Origin of the sequence: Gilliamella sp. Fer1-1 (assembly GCF_001690825.1) — a bacterium.
GTDB lineage: Bacteria > Pseudomonadota > Gammaproteobacteria > Enterobacterales > Orbaceae > Gilliamella > Gilliamella apicola_C.
Genome location: NZ_LZGX01000025.1, coordinates 62,293 through 76,392, shown reverse-complemented (window position 1 = coordinate 76,392; position 14,100 = coordinate 62,293). Strand labels below are relative to the sequence as shown.

Below are 14,100 nucleotides of genomic sequence, written 5' to 3'. Positions count from 1 at the left end.
AGTATTAATAATAAATAGTGTTAATAATAAATAAGACAATAGCCAATAAGGTATGAATATTATCACATTGAATTAATGTCAATGTTTATGCTATGTTACTCAAGCGGTTAGTTTTAATGTATTAATTTACTTATACATAATTTTTGAAGAGAATATAACTCACTATGATACTTGCAATTGATGTCTATTACATTAATGACCGAGCCAAATCGGTCGGCGTTTTATTTAATCATTGGACTGATTCGAAAAATGCGGTTGAAAGCTTAATCATCGATTATCAAGATAATGTTGCGCCTTATCAATCTGGTCAATTTTATCAACGTGAATTACCTTGCATAATGTCACTGCTTAATAAAGTTGATTTAAGCCAGATCTCAACCATCGTTATTGATGGCTATGTCCATTTGAATGACGGTAAGATAGGCCTTGGTGGGCATTTGTATAATGCGTTAAACAAAATGATCCCAATTATTGGCGTTGCTAAAAAGCCTTTTGCGGGGAATAGTGAATATTTGATTGAAGTTATTCGTGGTCAAAGTAAACACCCACTATATGTAACGTCAATGGGTATATCGTTAGAGCATGCAGCAGAAAATGTGCAATCAATGGCGGGTAAATACCGAATGCCTGATTTACTCAGCTATTTAGATCAACAAACAAAATTATTTAAACATGAAAAGTAAAGTCATCTAGTTAGTTATCATTCGCCGGCTTGCGCCGGCGATGATTGCAAGTTTAATTATGCTTCGTTCCAACTATCTCTTAAGCCCACTGTTCGGTTAAACACTAGCTTATCTTCAGTTGCAAATTTGCTATCCAAGCAGAAGTAACCTTCGCGCTCAAATTGGTAAGCATGCCCAATATCCGCATGTTGTAAGCTTGGTTCAACAAAGCCTTGTTTAATTACCAAAGAAGTCGGGTTAATGGTTGATAAAAAGTCTTCCGCTGCACCTGGATTTGGTGTGTTAAATAAGCGATCATACAAGCGAATTTCAGCAGGTTTGGCAAATTTTGCTGAAACCCAATGAATAACACCTTTCACTTTACGCCCATCTTCAGGGTTTTTATTTAACGTAGCGGGATCGTAGCTACAATAAATCGTTTGAATATTGCCTTCGGCATCTTTTTCAACGCGATCAGCTCGGATGACATAAGCATTACGTAGTCGCACTTCTTTGCCTAATACCAAACGTTTGTAATTTTTGTTGGCTTCTTCTCTAAAATCAGCGCGGTCAATATAGATTTCACGTGTGAATGTGACTTCACGGTGACCAAGTTCAGGACGATTAGGATGATTTGGCATACTGAGCACTTCATCAAGGTTTTCTGAAAAGTTTTCAATAACCACTTTAACCGGATCAAGCACAGCCATTGCGCGTGGTGCGTTTTCGTTAAGATCTTCGCGAATACAAAACTCAAGGGTGCTCATTTCAACCGTGTTTTCTTGTTTTGTTACACCAATTCGGCGACAAAAGTCACGAATAGAGGCTGGTGTATAACCTCGACGACGTAATCCCGATACGGTTGGCATACGTGGATCATCCCAGCCATCAACAATTTTTTCAGAGACTAATAAGTTTAGTTTACGCTTAGAAGTAATAGCATATTCTAAATTCAATCTTGAAAATTCATATTGGTGAGGGCGAGCTTCAATCGTAATATTATCTAAAACCCAATCATATAAGCGACGATTGTCTTGGAATTCAAGTGTACAGAGTGAATGCGTGATATTTTCGATCGCATCAGAAATACAGTGGGTAAAATCGTACATTGGGTATATGCACCATTTGTTGCCTGTTTGGTGATGCTCGGCAAATTTAATGCGATATAACACCGGATCGCGCATGACAATAAATGGCGAGGCCATATCGATTTTAGCACGCAGGCAGGCTTTTCCTTCTGCAAATTTGCCTTCTTTCATTTGAATAAAAAGTGCTAAGTTTTCATCAATACTACGATCACGATATGGGCTATTTTTGCCGGGTTGAGTGAGTGTTCCTCGATATTCACGGATTTCATCAGCTGACAACTCATCAACATAAGCAAGCCCTTTATTGATCAGCTCAATTGCATATTCATATAGTTTGTCAAAATAGTCAGATGAATAACAAATTTCGCCATCCCACTCAAATCCTAACCAGCGAACATCTTGTTTAATTGATTCAACATACTCTATATCTTCTTTAGCTGGGTTGGTATCATCAAAACGTAAATTACATTTACCTTGATAATCTTGCGCAATACCAAAATTTAAACAAATGGATTTAGCATGGCCAATATGTAAATAACCATTAGGTTCTGGAGGGAATCGGGTATGTGTTGTTTTATATTTTCCCGCCGCTAAATCAGCATCAATAATTTGACGAATAAAGTTAGTTGGACGATTATCTGTCTCGGCCGGTAATGAACCGCTCATAAAAAACCTCTGATGATATATTGATTAATAACAAATTTAGAATATTTGCTTTGTCATTACTTGTAATGTTAACCGAAGAATATAACAAATTTTTCCTATTTCTGAAACGGAAAACAAGCTATTTGCAACGACAAAAATGGTTTTTAAATAAATCTTTTAATTAAAAAAGACCGTTATTGCATCCAAAAGCACGATCTTTTACAAAAAACAGCAAAATAAAAACTTCAATAAAATCAATGGCTTTTCTGACTCATTTTTACAAAGTGCGATAAAGAACAATTGTTTTTAAGCATCACCTGATTTTAACGAAACCACAAACCTTGCACCACCAAGCGGGCTGGTTACAACAAAGGCTTTGCCATCATGAAATTCTGCCATTAATTTTACATAAGCTAAACCAAGCCCATAACCACCGGTTGAGCGGGTTCGACTAGTATCAAGCCGAGCAAAGGGCATAAAAATCTTTTCGCGCGCATCAAATGGAATTCCGGTACCATCATCATCAATCTCAAAGATGACTTGATTTCCTTGTTTAGTGATATTTAAAACTGCTTTATGTGCTGCATATTTAAAGGCATTTAGTAACAAATTTTTAACAATCGTTTCAACTAAATTAGTATCAATTATCGCTTGCACATCTTGGCAATTACAAGTGAGTTCAAATCCTTTTGGCTTAAATAATGTGAGTGATTGGCAAATTTTGTCACCCAACGCTTTTAACGATACGGGTGTTAGGTTTAGTTCAATATTACTTTGTTGCATTTTGAAGTAATTTAAACTAGCCGTAATTAATGTTTCAAGCTCGTTAATATCATCAGTCATGCCTTTTTGTAAAAGTCGTTTTTCTTGCTCGTCGTTAGACTCTTCCAGCATGCTAAGTTCAAATCGCATACGTGCAAGCGGTGTGCGTAATTCATGCGCCATGGCATGAGATATCGTTTGATTAGTGCTCACTAAGTGTTCTATATGCGTTCCCATATTATTTAATACATTAGCAAGTGGCTTAAATAACCAGCCTTTTACATTTTCAGTTCGTGCTTTTAAATTACCTTGTCCAAGTTGTTCGGCAGTTTGTCTAATATTGACTAGATCTTTCCAAACCGCACTAAAAGCCAGATAAATTAAAATAAAAAAGATGATTGCACTAAATAATGCCCAAATAATCAAAAATAGGGTTAATGACATGGTGTTGGATGCCAAAATATCCCGCACAACTATTGGGCCTAATTGGAGCAAATGCCCATCTTTTACATCAATATAAACGACCTCTTTGTCGCTATCATAAGAAAACCCAAGCTTTGCTAGCTCGTCAAGCACCACTTCGGATAACGGAGTATTTACAGGCAGTACTTTGATAGGATAAGCAAAATAGGGTTGTAGTTCGTTAACCACTTCTTGAAGAGAGCGATCTTTATGCTGGTTGATTTGCATACGAATAAGGTTGACCGTGCCACGCTGAGATTCTCGAAACACAATATGATCATCTGGTATATCCGTTAATGAAGAAGGTAATGAATCAAATACAAGTAAAGCACCATAAGCAATAATACTTTGTAGTAGCAGTAAGATGACGAGGTAGAATATAATTCGGCGATTAAAAAATAGCGGTTTAGCTAATAGTTGGCTCAATGGCTGTCTCCTTCTCGCATAAATAAATACCCCTTTCCTCGAACTGTTTTGATGCGTGATGGGTTATCTGGATCATCGAGTAATTTTCGTCGAAGCCTTGAAACTCGTGCATCAATTGAACGATCACTACCATCAAAATCGATACCTCTGACCTGAGAAAAAATGTCATCTCGAGATAAAATGATCCCTGCATTATGCGCAAGCAACCATAACAGATCAAATTCAGCGGTGGTTAAATCAATTTCTTGCTCTTGCAGTAGTACTTTGCGGTTTTCACCATCGATAACTAAATTATCAAATATAAGGGTTTTATTATTGTGTGGCACAATCCATTCTTTAGTATGCTCTTTATCCGTTTCTATCTGTTTTCGGCGGAATAAAGCCCGTATTCGTGCCAACAATAATCTTGGCTCAACAGGTTTTGCCAAATAATCATCGGCCCCTAATTCAAGCCCAACAATTTCATCAATATTATCTTCGCTAGCCGTCATGATGAGAATATAGTTAGTAAACCATGTACGTATATCACGACAGATATCAAAACCCGTTTTTTCAGGAAGCATGACATCTAATATCACCAAATCGGGATTAAGTTGTTGAATTTTTTCTTCGGCTCCTTTACCACTATTATGCCATTCCACAAGGTATCCTTGGCGAATTAGATAAACTTGAATCAAATTGGCTAGCCGTTGATCATCTTCAATGATTAATATACGTTCACTCATTATGCGCTCTTAATTACGTAGCTGATATTTAGAGGTGCCTCATTATACAGACATTTTATTGGCCGTTACAAAACATATACAAAGAGTCTACAAAGTTTATTGCCACTCTATGAGAAAATCTGCGCCAATATTTATAAATAGACTAGTTTTATATCAAATCAATATGGATGCTTTTTCATCAATAACAAATTCCCTTTCTTCTCCAAATTATACACAACATAAGACGCCCATTGTCTTGTGTGATTTTGATGGAACCATTAGTGTAAAAGATGTGACAGATACATTACTGAGCCACTTTGGGCAAGCTGGTTGTGATGAACTTGAAGAATTGTGGGTAAGTGGCAAAATTGGCTCTCAAGAATGTATGAGCAAACAAATTGCATTAATGGATGCAAGCCTTGATGAACTCAATGAAGTCTTATCTCAAATTGAAATTGACGCGGATTTTAAATCTTTTATTAATTATGCCGAACAAAACAATATTCCTGTTCACGTGGTTAGCGACGGGCTAGATTATGCAATTGAGTTTATTTTAAAACGTCATGGCATTACGCGTTTACCTATTTTCGCCAATAAATTGATGCATAATGATTTGCGCAGTTGGCGTCTAGAGTTCCCTTATGCGAATAAAGACTGTATTAAACAAAGTGGCAATTGCAAATGTCATCATGTTAAAAAACAGCAATATTTTCCGCAAATACTCTATGTCGGCGATGGCACATCAGATTACTGCGTGTCACATCATGTTGATTTTGTGTTTGCCAAAGATAAACTAGTTAATTATTGCAAAGAAAATCATATTAATCACTGCAAAATTACCAGCTTCGCAGAGGTAACCACCGCATTAAAACAGGCTAAACATGCTGTTATCCCCGTCACGATGGTAAAATAACAAGGAATACTAATGAGTACAATTCAAGATTTATCTTACTTTTTACCTGGAAACAGAAATGGCGTGCTATTAATTCATGGTTTAACTGGCACTCCCAATGAAATGCGAATTTTGGCCAATGGTTTACATAAAGCAGGATTTACGGTTTATGCCATCCAACTCGCTGGGCATTGTGGCACCGAAGAAGATCTGTGTAAAACAACATGGCAAGATTGGTATAAAAGCGTGCAAGATGGTGCTGATTATTTAGCCCAACATGTCGATAATGTGTTTGTTGCAGGACTGTCAATGGGCGCTTTGCTAGCACTAAAATTAGCAGCTGACAGACCTGAGCAAATCAAAGGCGTTGGTGTGTTAGCCCCTACATTTCGTTATGATGGTTGGAGCATGCCATTATGGGCAAAAAAACTCTTTTTCTTGTTAGTTTATTTTAAGAAATTAGGTATTTTTCAAAAAAAAGTTTTTATCGAACAACCGCCTTATGGGCTTAAAGATGAACGTATTCGGGCGGTGGTATCTGAAAGCATGTTAAGCGGTGATGCCGCCTCAGCAGGGCTTGCGGGTAATCCTTTTCCGGCTCTTGCTGAGATGCAGTTATTAGCAAAACATATGCGCAAACAATTACCCAAAGTCATTTCACCTTGCTTAATTATGCATTCTGGTAATGATGATATCGCCAATATAGAAACTAATGCAAAATTGGTTGAAAAACAGGTGTCAGGGCCAACAAAATTGGTGGTATTAAATGATAGCTATCATTTAATTACCATCGATAGCCAGCGCCGTGAAGTGATTAAGGAATGCGCCTCGTTCTTTGATAATATAGCAGAAGGAATAAAAGCATAATGTCACCATTAGTTATCATACTTTGGGTTTGTAATATCTGTTTTGATACATTAGGGCAAGTCGCTTTTAAATTTGCAGCCATCGCACCCAATAATCGTGATAGTTGGTATTACTGGCTCGATTTATCTAAAAATAAGTGGATTTGGGTTGGGATTATATCCTACGTTGCTGAATTTTTACTATGGTTAGCCTTTTTAACCTTAGTTCCTCTTTCTCAAGGGGTGTTACTTGCTTCATTTAATATCATTACTATCATGGTGGTTGGGCGCATTATTTTCAAAGAACTACTAACTATTTACCGCTTAATTGGAATGCTATTAATTACTGCTGGTGTCGTTTTTGTAGGGATGTCTTAATATGGCTAGATTCTATGTTATTGGTTTTTCTGTATTGCTCTTTTTTGACACAATTGCGCAATGCAGCTTCAAATTGACGGCTATTGAGGCTCAACCGCTAGAAATGAGCATTGAATGGCTAATTCGCGTATTTACTAATCCTTGGATTTATATCTCAATAGCAGGGTATATTCTAACTTTCTTTACTTGGATGACGCTATTAAAAAAAGCGCCAGTAGGCCCAGCTTTTGCCGCATCACACTTTGAAGTCGTTACGGTGATGATTGCGTCAATTTGGTTATTTAATGAACAAGTCACCTTGTTCAAATTCGTTGGCACCATACTCATTGTTTCTGGAATTCTATTTTTAGCTATCGCTGAAAGTAAATTGGCTAAACAAGAATCCAGCAATCAAACCCACTAAAAATAATTACTCAAAAAAAGCAGGATTATACTCAAACCTGCTTTCCTTGAAATTTTTTATAACGACAATGCTAATGCGTTTAGTAATGTCAAATTTAGCTGATGCTGTTCTTGTTGCCACTCATTTAGCTTGTCAGATGAAATAATCGGTTGCTTATCTAATGAGCTTAAAAAACGCTTAAACCAACTCGATGGCTGCCATATTGATAACTCACCAGTGATATCACTACCAACAATGCGTTGTTTAATTGAGGAAATCGTATCTAATAAATGGTAAGTTTGCAACTGACCTTGATCCCAATTAGTGTGGATCACCTCTTCGCTTAATACATCTTTATCAATCGATAAGTAAATGGGCTGGGCACAATGGTATTGTTCCGATAAAAAACTGGCAATGAGATCATCTGGTGATTCAAAATGTCGAAACGCGTGAGCCAAACCGATTTTTCTCGCCCAAGCGGTATTGACGTTTAAACTCCAGTAAGTGAGCTTTTTATGGAAAAGCGGTGCCCATCTGTTTTCCCAAAAATGAGTAAGCCCAATATCATTAGAGGTAATACCAAGCACATGTACATGACTAACAAAAGGCAAACTTGCCACATAGCTAACCCATGAACCACAATGAATGCCAAATAAATAACGCATATTATCGGGGTGGTTATCAAAAATCACAACTTGAATTGGATTTTCGGCTGAATATTGTTTAGCGAGATTTTCAATTAATAATAATGAAATATGGTGATAATCGCCACTACCCATAAGTACCGTGCCATAATTTTCAGGCAAAGATTGTTCTAGTAATGATTGAAATTGTTTGAATTTTTTTTCACTGCAACCAAAGCGAATACTCTCTTGCCAGTTATTAACATCAATTGTTTTGGCATCATTAATCTGACCGACGCTGTGATCAAAATTGAGTATAATTGGGGAGGTCATGCTACTTTCTCCTTGTCACTTTCAAAATGACCAATGAATTTGCGTAATATCACCCGTAATAATGGATTTCGGATATAAACTAAATGCTTTGATAATGTAAAACTAGCGCCAAGAGAGGCTTTAACTTCTGGATCAGTCCAACCGGCAATATAATGACTAAATCCTTGCTGTAGCGCATATTCAAGATTAAAAAACCAACTAACATAGTAGAGATTTAACTCTCTCGCTTTGGGATAAACCATGCCAATATATTTATCTACCAACATATTGTTAACAACAAAACAGATATTATAACCGACTAATTGATCATCATCATAATAAGTAACAATATGCGCATTTATCGTTTTACTCTGTAATAACTGCGTAAAAAAGGGTTTGGTAAGTAAATCAAAATGCACTTCGCTTTGCTGATAGACATTAAGATAAAGTTGATAATACTCATCTAAAACAGCATCGTTAAAAAAAGATTCATCACCACTATGCAAAACCTTGATACTCAGTTTTTCGCGTGAGCGTAGTTTACGTCTGAAATTTTTACGGCGACTATAAGAAAAACGCGATAAAACTTCATCTAAGTTTTTAAAATCAATCGGCACCCAAGCTAATGCCTGACCTTCTACTTCGATAAATCCTTGTTCTTTTAAGGCTGAAATAAATTGTGTTGAATATTGATTATCTTTTTTACTCAATAAAGGAGATGCAGACGGTATATCTTTGATAATCATAAAAGGATATTGCTTCGCATAGGCTTTTTTAAGATTATTCGCCAACTCATTAGCATCAACATCATTAGTCAACAACGCATTTTCAGAAACCGTCGATCCCACAAAACAAGTTTTGGGTTGTAACCAGTGACGCCATTTTTTTGAAAACGGTAATTTCTCGATTTTATTTTTAAAATTGTCATCAGCAGTAGTGAGTAAATCGAACTTAGCAGAAAAAACAGGCACACCATCTTCACTCAACCAAGCTGAAAAATCTTGTGGTGGATGAGTTAAAAAATTGTCGATTAATTCATCCGGTTCTAACTGATTGATGTATTTCATAACAATATAACGAGTAATTGATTCAATTCGATAAGAAGCCCCGCCAATAAAATTGACGGGGAATGATTAAAGTTCTTTTTTAGCACGTGTAATAAGTTGATCGAGTAATTCAATACCTTGATCAATCTCTTGACGAGAAATATGTAACGATGGAGCAAAAGTAATGACATTTTTGTAATAACCACCAATATCAAGTACTAAGCCCATTTTTTTACCATTCCAATCAAGATCACCTGACATACCAATATCAACCATCTTATCAACTAAAGCTTTATTGGCAGTAAAGCCATCTTCAGTACAAATTTCAGCACGAAGCGCTAAACCTAGGCCGTCAACTTCACCGATTTCTTTATGTTTCTTCTCAAGTGTTTTTAAACCTTCAAGGAAGTATGCGCCACTTTCCATTACCATTTTTTCGTAATCCGTTTCAGAAGTCATTTTTAACACTTCAAGACCAACTGCTGTACCTAATGGGTTAGAAGCAAATGTGGAATGGGTTGAACCAACAGGGAATACTTGTGGATTAATTAACTCTTCACGTGCCCATAAACCACCCAGTGGGTTAAGACCATTAGTTAATGCTTTAGCAAACACCACAACATCAGGTTTAACATCAAAGTGTTCAATAGACCAAAGTTTACCCGTACGATAAAAGCCCATTTGGATTTCATCAACGACTAATAAAATACCATACTGATCTAAAACTTTCTTAAGACCTTTAAAGTAATTACGCGGCGGTACAATATAACCACCAGTTGCCTGTAAAGGCTCAGCATAAAATGCGGCATATTCTGCTTGCCCTACTTTTGGATCCCAAACACCGTGGTATTCGGTTTCAAATAAACGCGCAAATTCAGCAACTAAATGTTCACCATACTCTTCTGCTGTCATGCCTTTAGGGCGACGGAATGGATAAGGGAATGGAACAAACATGGCACGATCACCAAAATGACCATAGCGACGACGATAACGGTAACTTGATGTAATTGATGAAGCACCTAAAGTACGTCCATGATATCCACCTTGGAAAGCAAACATTAATGATTTACCACCCGAGGCATTACGAACTAATTTTAATGAGTCTTCAATACATTGTGACCCACCTACATTGAAATGCACTCGACCTTCGTAGCCAAAGCGTTTTTCCATACCTTGAGCAATGGTTTTAGCTAATTCAATTTTAGTTGGGTGCAAATATTGGCTAGCACATTGTGGTAAGGTATCAATTTGTTTTTTTAGAACGTTGTTTAGGCGTTCATTAGCATAACCAAAGTTACATGCTGAATACCACATTTGTAGATCTAAGAAAGCTTTGCCTTCTTTGTCGTACATATAGCTACCTTCACAACCATCAAAGATTTTTGGCGGTTCAACGTAATGAACAGTGTCACCAAAAGAACAATATTTTGCTTCATCTGCTAACAAAGTCGCATCATCAGGGCGACTATTAATCATCTCTAAAGTTGGTTTACTCATAATTTATCTCACTAATCCATATTCAAACACGATAAAATGTGGCATTATTATTAAAGAAAATGGATTGTAACAATGTACGATTAGTGTATAGATTTTGTGACGATAACCCCGAGAGGCAAAATTATTGCAATAATTGTCTTGAGTCATATTGCGAGAAGTGGGTATCAGAATGAAAAATTTAAGCTGCATAATTTCAATCTTATCAATGTTTCCTTTAGGGTATACTCAAATTGCATCAGCCGATCCCACCTCATTAGGTATCGGCTTAGGCTGGTCTAATTCAGCCTATAAGAGTTATCGCTCAAATTTCTATCCTATTCCTCATATTGATTATGATAATGGCTCCTTTTTTATTGATGATCTATCTACCGGTATTTACGCATTAAACGACGATAACCAAAGCCTATCATTTGGTGCTCGCTATCTTGCTAATGAATTTAAACCTCATGATGCTAACAATCACATGCTAAAAAAACTTAACAGCCGTCACTCTACTTTATTGGCAGAAGTAAATTACGATATCATTACTGATTGGGGGATTTTTTCAAGCAGTATTGGCACTGACGTTCTTGGTAAAAGTCACAGTATCTTAGTGAATACTGACTATACCGTGCCTTACATACAAGGTAATTTAATTGTTGCGCCCACGATTGGTATTAATTGGGCTAATAGTAAACATAATGCCTATTATTATGGCGTTTCTCATAAAGAGTCTTCACGTTCAGGTTTGCGTTATTTCAATTCAAATAGTTCTATTACGCCTTATTTTGAAATTGGCGCACAATACTCTTTAACCGATAATATTGCTACTTTCGGTGGCATTCATATTGATGAACTGACAGGCGATGTAACTAACAGCCCAATGGTTGATAATAATGTAACAGCCTCAATTTATGCAGGTGTATCTTATAATTTTTAATTCATAAACATCGATACTGACAATGAAAAGATAACGACTTGTTACGCACTATCAGTTAGTATCAGTTTAAACAAAATAAAATCTTCATCACAAAATTCAGGAAATAGAAAAGTATGCTTTGGTTTAAAAATGCCATAATTTATCAACTCAATAGTGACACGCTACTTAATAAAGATGCGATAGAAAAAGCCTTAAAGTCTCACCCTTTTACCCCCTGCGGTAATTTAGATACCACAAAGATGGGATGGGTTTCGCCTTATCATGATAATAATCAAGATGATTTGCTTGTCGATATGCAAGGGCATTTATTATTACGTATCAAAAAAGAAACCAAAATATTACCAGCTCCCGTCATCAAACAAGCACTATTAGAAAAAATTGATAAACAAGAGCAAGCACTAAGTAGAAAGCTCAGTAAAAATGAAAAAGCCACTTTAAAAGACGAAGTTATGATTGATTTGATGCCAAGAGCATTTAGTAAATATAATCACTATTGGCTATGGATCGATACGCACAATAAACGCATTATTGTTGATTGTAGTAGCTTTAAACAAGCTGAAGATATTTTAGCAATTTTACGCAAAGAGCTTGGTTCACTAGCATTAACGCCATTGTCTATTGACAAACCACTTGAACAAATAATGACCACATGGGTTAAAGAAAATCTGAATTTTCCACCATTTGTATTAGGTGATCAAGCCGAACTTAAAGATCCTCTTGAAGGTAATGGGATTATTAGTTGTAAAAATCAAGATATCACTAGTGATGAAATGCGCATCCATTTTGATTCAGGAAAATGGATAACTAAGATTAAAATTATTGATGAAAGAGGCATAAGCTTTATCATTAATAGCGATTTAACATTTAAACGAATTAAATTTGATGCTATTATTTTAGACGAAAATGAAGATATAGGATCAGATGAATTTGATAAAAAACTGGAAGCAGACTTTTTTATTATGGCTAATACATTAGCCAATACAATTAATGACTTTTACCTGACAATTAACAAAATTATTTGATAAAACTATTTAAAAATTTTCATATCATGATGGCAATAAATATAGCTTTGCCTATTATCTATGCTATACTAGCGTTAGATTATGTGTAGCATAATTATATAAAAATAAGTAATTGTTCTTTTTATTTGAAGTAAATTTTAAGCAACAAAAAACTAAACATCGTCTATAACAACATATAAGTTGAGGCAATAAAATGAAAAAAACAACTCTAGCTCTAGCAATCGCAGTTGCAAGTTTAACAGCTACTGCAGCTAACGCAGCATACGAAGACAACACTTTTTATACAGGTGCTAAATTAGGTTGGTCAGAGCTTTATCGATTAGATGCAAATAAAGTTCGTATTTCAGATCGCTTTGGCATCAGCACTTCAGATCGTAGCAATGTTGCTGGCGGTGCTTTCCTTGGTTTCCAAGCAAACCCTTATTTAGCTTTTGAATTAGGTTACGACTGGTTAGGTTCAGCTAAATATAAAAGATCTTACCGTTCTGCTGGAAAAAGCTATGACGTCGGTCATAGTAAACTTTCTGCTCAAGGTGTATCTTTAACAGGTAAATTAAGCTACCCAATCGTTGACGGTTTAGATATCTATGGCCGTGCAGGTGGTATGGTCACTATTTCTAAATGGAAAAACGGTGGATTGGTTAAAAAATATGACGCACTTAACCATGGTACAAAAACAGATCTATCTCCAGTTTACGCATTAGGTGTTGATTATCGTTTCGCTGAAGACTTCTCTACTCGTTTAGAATACCAATATGTTCAACATATTCACACTAAGACTGACGCATCTCCAGATGCTGGCACTGTAAGCTTAGGTATTACTTACCGTTTAGGTGCACCAGCTGTTCCAGCACCAGTTGAATTAAAAACTGAAGTAAACCGTTATGTGTTAAATGAAGATGTACTATTTGCTTATGCAAAAGCTGACTTAAAAGCTGAAGGTCGTCAAGCATTAGACAACTTACTTACAAATCTAGTTAAGATCAAACCAACTGAAAGTGCTATCGTAGTAATTGGTCATACTGACCGTATTGGTTCAGTTAGCTACAACCAAAAACTATCAGAACAACGCGCTAATTCAGTAATGAAATACTTAATTGCTAATGGCGTGCCTTCTCACGTTATCAGTGCACGAGGTATGGGTAAATCTCAACCAGTTACTGGCACTAAATGTAATGCACTTCGTGGTGCTAGCTTAAAAGCTTGTTTAGCTCCAGATCGCCGTGTTGAAATTGAAGTTAAAGCACTTAATGAAAGAGAAGTTGAAGTAATTAAATCAACAAAATAATCTTTGTTTCTTAACTTATTGATTAAAACCCAGTTAAAAACTGGGTTTTTTTATCTATCTTTTTTGTTAACAACTAAATTATATATCACCTTAGAACTACAAATTATCCACAAAAAAGATTATAATGCTTTACGATATTGTTAGTAA

At 36.0% G+C, this 14,100-nt stretch carries 14 protein-coding genes; 8 read left to right on the top strand and 6 right to left on the bottom strand.

The genetic code is table 11. The annotated features are described in order from the left end of the window. The first annotated feature begins 164 nt into the window (after nucleotides 1–164). The gene (locus tag A9G28_RS03065) at nucleotides 165–683 is read left to right on the top strand and encodes an endonuclease V (protein WP_065579732.1); all 519 of its coding nucleotides are present in this window, start codon (nucleotides 165–167) and stop codon (nucleotides 681–683) included. Nucleotides 684–739: 56 nt separating this feature from the next. Here A9G28_RS03065 and glnS read toward each other — a convergent pair whose 3' ends face one another. From glnS to A9G28_RS03050, 3 genes are all read right to left on the bottom strand, one after another. Continuing rightward, the gene (gene glnS, locus A9G28_RS03060; protein ID WP_065579731.1) at nucleotides 740–2,416 is read right to left on the bottom strand and encodes a glutamine--tRNA ligase; all 1,677 of its coding nucleotides are present in this window, start codon (nucleotides 2,414–2,416) and stop codon (nucleotides 740–742) included. A 285-nt stretch (nucleotides 2,417–2,701) separates the two neighbouring features. After that, entirely contained in the window at nucleotides 2,702–4,045 is a 1,344-nt protein-coding gene (locus A9G28_RS03055) for an ATP-binding protein (protein ID WP_065579730.1), read from the bottom strand. Next, nucleotides 4,042–4,770 carry a response regulator transcription factor gene (locus A9G28_RS03050; protein WP_065568377.1) on the bottom strand — a complete coding sequence of 243 codons (729 nt, stop codon included), beginning with the start codon at nucleotides 4,768–4,770 and terminating at the stop codon, nucleotides 4,042–4,044. Before A9G28_RS03050 ends, A9G28_RS03055 begins: the two co-directional genes overlap by 4 nt. Nucleotides 4,771–4,879: 109 nt before the next feature. Here A9G28_RS03050 and A9G28_RS03045 point away from each other — a divergent pair, with 109 nt between their 5' ends. Genes A9G28_RS03045 through A9G28_RS03030 form a run of 4 tightly spaced genes read left to right on the top strand, consistent with a single transcriptional unit; the run spans nucleotide 4,880 to nucleotide 7,267 of the window. Next, entirely contained in the window at nucleotides 4,880–5,662 is a 783-nt protein-coding gene (locus tag A9G28_RS03045; RefSeq protein WP_218057313.1) for an MtnX-like HAD-IB family phosphatase, read from the top strand. A 12-nt stretch (nucleotides 5,663–5,674) separates the two neighbouring features. Then, the gene (locus A9G28_RS03040) at nucleotides 5,675–6,508 is read left to right on the top strand and encodes an alpha/beta hydrolase (protein ID WP_065568378.1); all 834 of its coding nucleotides are present in this window, start codon (nucleotides 5,675–5,677) and stop codon (nucleotides 6,506–6,508) included. Then, entirely contained in the window at nucleotides 6,508–6,864 is a 357-nt protein-coding gene (locus A9G28_RS03035; RefSeq protein ID WP_065579729.1) for an EamA family transporter, read from the top strand. The genes A9G28_RS03040 and A9G28_RS03035 overlap by 1 nt, the downstream gene beginning before the upstream one ends. Before the next feature lies 1 nt (nucleotide 6,865). Beyond that, nucleotides 6,866–7,267 carry a DMT family transporter gene (locus A9G28_RS03030; protein WP_065568380.1) on the top strand — a complete coding sequence of 134 codons (402 nt, stop codon included), beginning with the start codon at nucleotides 6,866–6,868 and terminating at the stop codon, nucleotides 7,265–7,267. A 56-nt stretch (nucleotides 7,268–7,323) separates the two neighbouring features. On the opposite strand, the gene A9G28_RS03025 is transcribed toward A9G28_RS03030, so the two are convergent. The 3 genes from A9G28_RS03025 to A9G28_RS03015 all read right to left on the bottom strand — a co-directional run bounded on the left by A9G28_RS03025 (nucleotide 7,324) and on the right by A9G28_RS03015 (nucleotide 10,724). Then, nucleotides 7,324–8,202: an arginase family protein gene (locus A9G28_RS03025; RefSeq protein ID WP_065568381.1), complete on the bottom strand. Its 879-nt coding sequence runs from the start codon at nucleotides 8,200–8,202 to the stop codon at nucleotides 7,324–7,326. Continuing rightward, nucleotides 8,199–9,248 (bottom strand): GNAT family N-acetyltransferase, encoded by a 1,050-nt coding sequence (locus tag A9G28_RS03020; RefSeq protein WP_065568382.1) that lies wholly within the window; start codon nucleotides 9,246–9,248, stop codon nucleotides 8,199–8,201. The genes A9G28_RS03025 and A9G28_RS03020 overlap by 4 nt, the downstream gene beginning before the upstream one ends. Nucleotides 9,249–9,314: 66 nt before the next feature. Next, nucleotides 9,315–10,724, bottom strand: coding sequence for an aspartate aminotransferase family protein (locus A9G28_RS03015; protein WP_141672026.1), 1,410 nt, complete (start codon nucleotides 10,722–10,724; stop codon nucleotides 9,315–9,317). 169 nt (nucleotides 10,725–10,893) lie between these two features. Between A9G28_RS03015 and A9G28_RS03010 the strand changes: the two genes are divergently transcribed. The 3 genes from A9G28_RS03010 to ompA all read left to right on the top strand — a co-directional run bounded on the left by A9G28_RS03010 (nucleotide 10,894) and on the right by ompA (nucleotide 13,953). Further along, nucleotides 10,894–11,643: a MipA/OmpV family protein gene (locus A9G28_RS03010; RefSeq protein ID WP_065579728.1), complete on the top strand. Its 750-nt coding sequence runs from the start codon at nucleotides 10,894–10,896 to the stop codon at nucleotides 11,641–11,643. A 113-nt stretch (nucleotides 11,644–11,756) separates the two neighbouring features. Next, complete coding sequence (locus A9G28_RS03005) at nucleotides 11,757–12,665, top strand: recombination-associated protein RdgC (protein WP_065568384.1); 909 nt, start codon at nucleotides 11,757–11,759, stop codon at nucleotides 12,663–12,665. A 193-nt stretch (nucleotides 12,666–12,858) separates the two neighbouring features. Further along, nucleotides 12,859–13,953, top strand: a complete 1,095-nt coding sequence (ompA, locus tag A9G28_RS03000) for a porin OmpA (RefSeq protein WP_065579727.1) — start codon at nucleotides 12,859–12,861, stop codon at nucleotides 13,951–13,953. The last annotated feature ends 147 nt before the right edge of the window (nucleotides 13,954–14,100 follow it).

What these genes read in the sequence shown, in the direction of transcription:
- A9G28_RS03040 (WP_065568378.1), top strand. Translation starts at nt 5,675, where the DNA reads ATGAGTACAATTCAAGATTTATCTTACTTTTTACCTGGAAACAGAAAT.
- glnS (WP_065579731.1), bottom strand. Translation starts at nt 2,416, where the DNA reads ATGAGCGGTTCATTACCGGCCGAGACAGATAATCGTCCAACTAACTTT.
- A9G28_RS03020 (WP_065568382.1), bottom strand. Translation starts at nt 9,248, where the DNA reads ATGAAATACATCAATCAGTTAGAACCGGATGAATTAATCGACAATTTT.
- A9G28_RS03005 (WP_065568384.1), top strand. Translation starts at nt 11,757, where the DNA reads ATGCTTTGGTTTAAAAATGCCATAATTTATCAACTCAATAGTGACACG.
- A9G28_RS03065 (WP_065579732.1), top strand. Translation starts at nt 165, where the DNA reads ATGATACTTGCAATTGATGTCTATTACATTAATGACCGAGCCAAATCG.
- ompA (WP_065579727.1), top strand. Translation starts at nt 12,859, where the DNA reads ATGAAAAAAACAACTCTAGCTCTAGCAATCGCAGTTGCAAGTTTAACA.
- A9G28_RS03015 (WP_141672026.1), bottom strand. Translation starts at nt 10,724, where the DNA reads ATGAGTAAACCAACTTTAGAGATGATTAATAGTCGCCCTGATGATGCG.
- A9G28_RS03010 (WP_065579728.1), top strand. Translation starts at nt 10,894, where the DNA reads ATGAAAAATTTAAGCTGCATAATTTCAATCTTATCAATGTTTCCTTTA.
- A9G28_RS03035 (WP_065579729.1), top strand. Translation starts at nt 6,508, where the DNA reads ATGTCACCATTAGTTATCATACTTTGGGTTTGTAATATCTGTTTTGAT.
- A9G28_RS03030 (WP_065568380.1), top strand. Translation starts at nt 6,866, where the DNA reads ATGGCTAGATTCTATGTTATTGGTTTTTCTGTATTGCTCTTTTTTGAC.
- A9G28_RS03050 (WP_065568377.1), bottom strand. Translation starts at nt 4,770, where the DNA reads ATGAGTGAACGTATATTAATCATTGAAGATGATCAACGGCTAGCCAAT.
- A9G28_RS03025 (WP_065568381.1), bottom strand. Translation starts at nt 8,202, where the DNA reads ATGACCTCCCCAATTATACTCAATTTTGATCACAGCGTCGGTCAGATT.
- A9G28_RS03045 (WP_218057313.1), top strand. Translation starts at nt 4,880, where the DNA reads ATGAGAAAATCTGCGCCAATATTTATAAATAGACTAGTTTTATATCAA.